The following is a 5,323-nucleotide window of genomic DNA, read 5'->3' on the forward strand; positions in this document are numbered from 1 at the left end:
GCGTTCGGATTACTTTTACAATCTACCAAGAATAGAATGCTCATAATTTATGGTTTCAATCAGTATATCGTAAATTATGAGCTTCTTTAAAGTGATTTCATTATGATGTTGCTTTTCTTCGTGTTTAGGCTTACTATTTTGCAGTGCTATATTTCAATAATTAGCGTTGGGAGCAAGCAAATATGAATAAGCAACTAGAACGTGTTTCTTTTGCGGGGGCACTTGTTACTTTGGGAATTGTGTACGGTGATATTGGCACTTCACCATTGTATGTTATGAATGCATTGATTGGTGACGCCGGTAAAATGGGAAATATTTCTCCCAATTATGTGATTGGATCGATCTCGTTGATTTTTTGGACATTAATGATCATTACAACGTTGAAGTATGTTGTCATTGCAATGCAAGCCGATAATAAGCGTGAGGGCGGAATTTTTGCTTTATATGCATTGGTTCGAAAAAATTCAAAATGGTTAATTTGGCCAGCCTTGATTGGTGGGGCGGCCATTTTGGCCGATGGAACATTAACTCCTGCAGTAACTGTGACTTCAGCCATTGAGGGATTAAAAAAACAACACCTTGGCCCTGTGGTGTTTAGTAATTCTCAACATAACGTCTTGATTATCACAACAGTTGTTCTACTCGTATTATTTATGATTCAACGTTTTGGAACAGGTGTGATTGGGAAATCCTTTGGACCAGTGATGATTTTATGGTTTGGCTTTTTGGCTGTCTTTGGAATCGTTAATCTAATCAATTATCCAATGATATTGAAGGCTATTTCTCCTTATTATGCAATTAGGGTACTATTCAGTCCAGTTAACAAAGTGGGAATCTTTATACTTGGAAGTATCTTTTTGGCAACCACAGGAGCAGAGGCTTTATATTCCGATATGGGTCACGTTGGCAAGCAGAATATTTATGTAACATGGCCACTAGTATATAGTACCCTATTTTTAAATTACTTAGGTCAGGGTGCTTGGATAATTAGACATGCAGGTGATACTGCTTACAGGAACTTATCGAACTTAAATCCCTTTTATGAAATGCTCCCCGGAACTTGGCGCCTAGTTGGCATTTTGCTAGCCACACTCGCTGCAATTATTGCCTCTCAAGCGTTGATTACGGGTTCTTATACTTTAGTCGATGAAGCAATTGGCTTAAAATTTTTACCTAGAATGGTTATTAGACATCCAAGTAATATAAAAAATCAAATTTATATTGCAACTGTTAACTGGATGCTATGTATAATAACAATTAGTGTAGTCTGGTTCTTTGGTAGTTCACAAAAAATGGAGGCCGCGTATGGTTTAGCGATCACTATTACCATGCTTATGACTACTGTGCTTTTGCATGAATTCTTAAAGAAACACCTGGCTAAGGGAACAGCACTTATAATTGCCTTGTTTTTTGGTTTTATTGAGTTAATCTTTCTAATTTCAAGTTTGGTTAAGTTTATTCATGGCGGTTATGTTACGTTAACAATCATGTTGGGCATTCTTTATATTATGTGGCTTTGGTACTTTGGAAATAAACGAAGAGACCATTATGAGAAAGAAAGCGAGTATGTTTCACTTCTTGACTATCGTGATCAACTCTCTAAATTAAGCGCAGACAATACAGTACCTTTGTTCACGACTAACTTAGTGTATATGACTAAAATTAAGGGTGATTACCAAATTAAGCGTAGTACCATGTATTCTATTCTCGACAGACAACCTAAAAGAGCTAAAGTTTATTGGTTTGTTACAGTCAATGAAACCAATGCACCTTATGAAAGTAATTATACAGTTGATTTACTTGAGACGCATAATGTTGTTAACGTTCAATTTTACTTAGGGTTTAGGAAATCTCAATCCGTTAGTGTCTATTTACATCAAGTTGTAAATGATCTAGTGGAAAAAGGTATTTTAGAACCACAAATACCCACGTATTCAACAGAGCGACAACGGAAAGTCGGCGACTTTAAGTTTGTTATTATAAAGGAACAACCAGCAGATTTAATTGTCAATGATAAGTTAAGCTCGTTAGATAGAAGATTGATTGGCGGGCGCATCTATTTGCAGAAAATTACGGCCTCACCTATTTCATGGTATGGTTTGGAGTTTAGCAATGTAATAGAAGAAAATTCTCCGTTATTTATTAATCAAGATCAGGATCAATACTTAATCCAAAAGAAAATTTATCATCGAGGCAGATTAAGTAAGACTGAAAAATGAGTATGCAGTAGTTTAAGTGCAACAACTAAGTTAGAAAAATTATATTTAGTTTTAATTAATGGTCTGATCTCAGTACTTTACTGAGATCAGACCATTTTTATTCATCGAAATGCGTTTAGTGTTTTACTATAACACGTATTTAGAAGCAACTTGTTTAGATCTCTCGGTTTGTAAAATTAAGTTAATACTAATACAGTGGCCTACTAGACCATTATCAGTATCCGTTAATCTTTTTGATAAATGGCCTTGTTCTGATGAGCATTGTCTTTCGTTTCTTTGGCGTTCATCGCAATTACACTTAAAAACGGTTCCTTCAGTGCGTTGTGCATTCTGAAGGAACCGTTTTTCTTTTAATCAGAGTGAGTTGCGGATAACCGCGCACGCAACTTAGCCCGTTGTACTTTACCATTGCCATTGTGGGGAATCTCCACCACTGGGATAAAGGTTTGGGGAACCTGATAGTGGGCCAAGTGCTGCCGACCAAACGCGACTAACGCCGCCACATCAAGAGGATAGTCACTGACCACAAAGGCCACCGGCACCATTCCCCATTCAGCGTCCGACCGACCAACGACCGCAATATCGCGAACCCCTGGCGCCGATTGGTAGGCGGCCTCAATCGCATCAGGGAAGATATTTTCCCCGCCAGAAATAATCATGTCATCCAACCGGCCATCAACGTATAAGAAGCCGGCCTCATCTAAATGACCCACATCGCCGGTATGATACCAACCATCTTCCGTTAGCTTCGCCGCAAACTTCTCCGGCTGTCCTAAGTATCCGGCGGCTAACGCGGGTGTTTTTAATAGAATCTCATGCGTCTGCGGGGTCAACTGGAGTTGCGTGGTAAATAACGGTTTGCCTGATGATCCCACATGACTTGGCGCATCCGCAAAGTTTAACGCCACCACCTGAGAAGCCGTTTCGGTCATCCCATAGGATTGCACAACGGGAACCCCTTGCTGCTGACACCGCCGCAACGTGGCTTGATCAATGGGGCCACCCCCTAGCAGCATTCCTCGTAAAGCACAATAAGGTGCCGCCGTGGGGGTCTGTTGATCTAACAGCTTCTTGAGCATGAATGGCACTACCGAAATTAAGGTCACCGGTTCCGTTCGCAAGATGTGCGCAATGGCTGGCGCGTCAAACTGTGGTACCAAGCGCACCGTCATCCCATAGATTAAGCCACGCATCATAATTGAAAACCCACTGATGTGAAAAATCGGTACCGTACACAGCCATTCATCGTCTGGCATCACACCTAAATTTAAGGCAGAAGCAATTGCTGAGGTATAATGATTCTCGAAGGTCTGTAGCACGCCCTTGGGTTGTCCCGTTGTCCCCGATGTATACATGATACTGGCGACCTGATGCACATCAAACGTTGCGACAAGTGGGCGGGGCGTTGCGGCCGTGGTCAATAACGTTCCAAAACGTACCGCGTTCACCCCCAACCCCTCACGCCATAAGTCATCGGCAACGAGACACGTTGCCACCGTACTGTCTTGTAATTGCCGCCTTAGTTCTGTGGTCGGTAGACGTTTGTTCAACCAGACAATCGTGTGCCCCGTCCCCAATAAGGCGAGGGCAACTTGGTAGCCGGCGAGGGAGTTATCAGTCAGCATCGCTACTCGGGGCTGCGTTAAGGCACCAACCGCCGCCAGTTGACCGGCCACTTGTGTTAAGCGCTGTGCCAGTGTCGCAAATGTCAGTGACTGATGCCCATCCGTCACCGCGATCTTTTGGGGCGCCAACTGAGCTTGCTTCGTGATCCAATTATCCACGACTGTTGCTCCTTTCTATGGAAACTTAGGGTATTGGTCAAAGTCAGGCTGCCGTTTTTCGTTAAAGGCATCGCGTCCCTCTTTCCCCTCATCGGTCGTATAAAAGAGCATCGTTGCGTCGCCGCCCAATTGTTGAAGGCCTGCTAATCCGTCCGTATCAGCATTCATAGCGGCCTTGATAAAGCGCAATGCCGTTGGTGATTTCTGCAAAATCTCGTGACACCAATCCAACGTTTCTGATTCAACCTCGGCTAGTGGCACCACTTTATTAATCCAGTTCATTTGGTAAGCCTCTTCCGCGCTATAGAAGTGATTCAAGAACCAGACTTCCTTGGCACGCTTGTGACCAATGACGCGGGCCAGATAGCCAGACCCGTAGCCCGCATCAAAACTGCCCACTTTCGGCCCCGTTTGACCAAATTGTGCATTGTCAGCCGCAATCGTTAAATCACAAACCAGTTGTAAGATGTTACCACCACCAACTGACCAGCCCTTAACCATGGCAATCACGGGCTTGGGAATTACCCGAATGAGGTGTTGCAGATCCAAGACGTTGAGCCGGGCAATATGGTCAGGACCCACATAGCCCCCGTTACCCCGCACGGTCTGATCACCACCGGAAGAAAAGGCCTTATCACCGGCCCCCGTTAAAATAATCACGCCAATGCTACTATCATCACGACAAATCGTGAAGGCCTCAATCATTTCCTGGATCGTTACCGGCGTAAACGCATTGAGCTTTTTCGGACGGTTCATGGTAATCTTAGCGACCTTATCCGCTCGTTCAAAAATAATTTCTTGGTAATCCTTAACCTGTTGCCAATTTGCTGTTGTCATGATTTCACAACCCTTTCAAAAGAGATATTATTATGGAAAATTTATTAACCACCTTAGGCATCAAGCAATGCTTAATCACTAAGACAAAATCGATTATAGCACTCCCTGTGAGCGCTGCCATCAAACAACCCTATGGCGTCGTTCATGGGGGCATCAATGGCGTATTAGCCGAGACCGCGGCCTCGCTAGGCGCCAATGCTAATCTCGATGCTGATCAGGTCGCCGTCGGAGTTAATTTAACCGTCCAACATCTCCAAGCTGTGACCCAGGGGGAATTAATTGCGACAGCTACACCGTTGCATATCGGGCATCACTTGCAGACCTGGCAAGTCGCCATTACAGTCGCTGACCAACTCACCAGCCAGGCCACCGTCACTCTCACAACAATGAAAAAATAATCGTTAGTTTTCAAAAAAGACTTACGTCGTGAAAAAATTTGTAGTACGCCGAGTTCTCGTGAGCAATCATTCCTGGTGACCAGCT

Annotated in this window: 4 protein-coding genes; 2 read left to right on the top strand and 2 right to left on the bottom strand. The window is 43.5% G+C overall.

Annotated elements, in window-relative coordinates:
* Positions 1-182: 182 nt before the first annotated feature.
* Complete coding sequence (locus FD26_RS10400) at positions 183-2,219, top strand: KUP/HAK/KT family potassium transporter (RefSeq protein WP_057868358.1); 2,037 nt, start codon at positions 183-185, stop codon at positions 2,217-2,219.
* 350 nt (positions 2,220-2,569) lie between these two features.
* On the opposite strand, the gene FD26_RS10405 is transcribed toward FD26_RS10400, so the two are convergent.
* Both FD26_RS10405 and menB read right to left on the bottom strand, forming a co-directional pair.
* Positions 2,570-4,003, bottom strand: a complete 1,434-nt coding sequence (locus FD26_RS10405) for an o-succinylbenzoate--CoA ligase (RefSeq protein ID WP_057868359.1) — start codon at positions 4,001-4,003, stop codon at positions 2,570-2,572.
* A 15-nt stretch (positions 4,004-4,018) separates the two neighbouring features.
* Positions 4,019-4,840 carry a 1,4-dihydroxy-2-naphthoyl-CoA synthase gene (menB, locus tag FD26_RS10410; RefSeq protein ID WP_003600436.1) on the bottom strand — a complete coding sequence of 274 codons (822 nt, stop codon included), beginning with the start codon at positions 4,838-4,840 and terminating at the stop codon, positions 4,019-4,021.
* 32 nt (positions 4,841-4,872) lie between these two features.
* Here menB and FD26_RS10415 point away from each other — a divergent pair, with 32 nt between their 5' ends.
* Complete coding sequence (locus FD26_RS10415) at positions 4,873-5,238, top strand: PaaI family thioesterase (RefSeq protein ID WP_057868360.1); 366 nt, start codon at positions 4,873-4,875, stop codon at positions 5,236-5,238.
* The last annotated feature ends 85 nt before the right edge of the window (positions 5,239-5,323 follow it).

The sequence above is a fragment of the Companilactobacillus crustorum JCM 15951 genome, from assembly GCF_001434585.1.
GTDB lineage: Bacteria > Bacillota > Bacilli > Lactobacillales > Lactobacillaceae > Companilactobacillus > Companilactobacillus crustorum.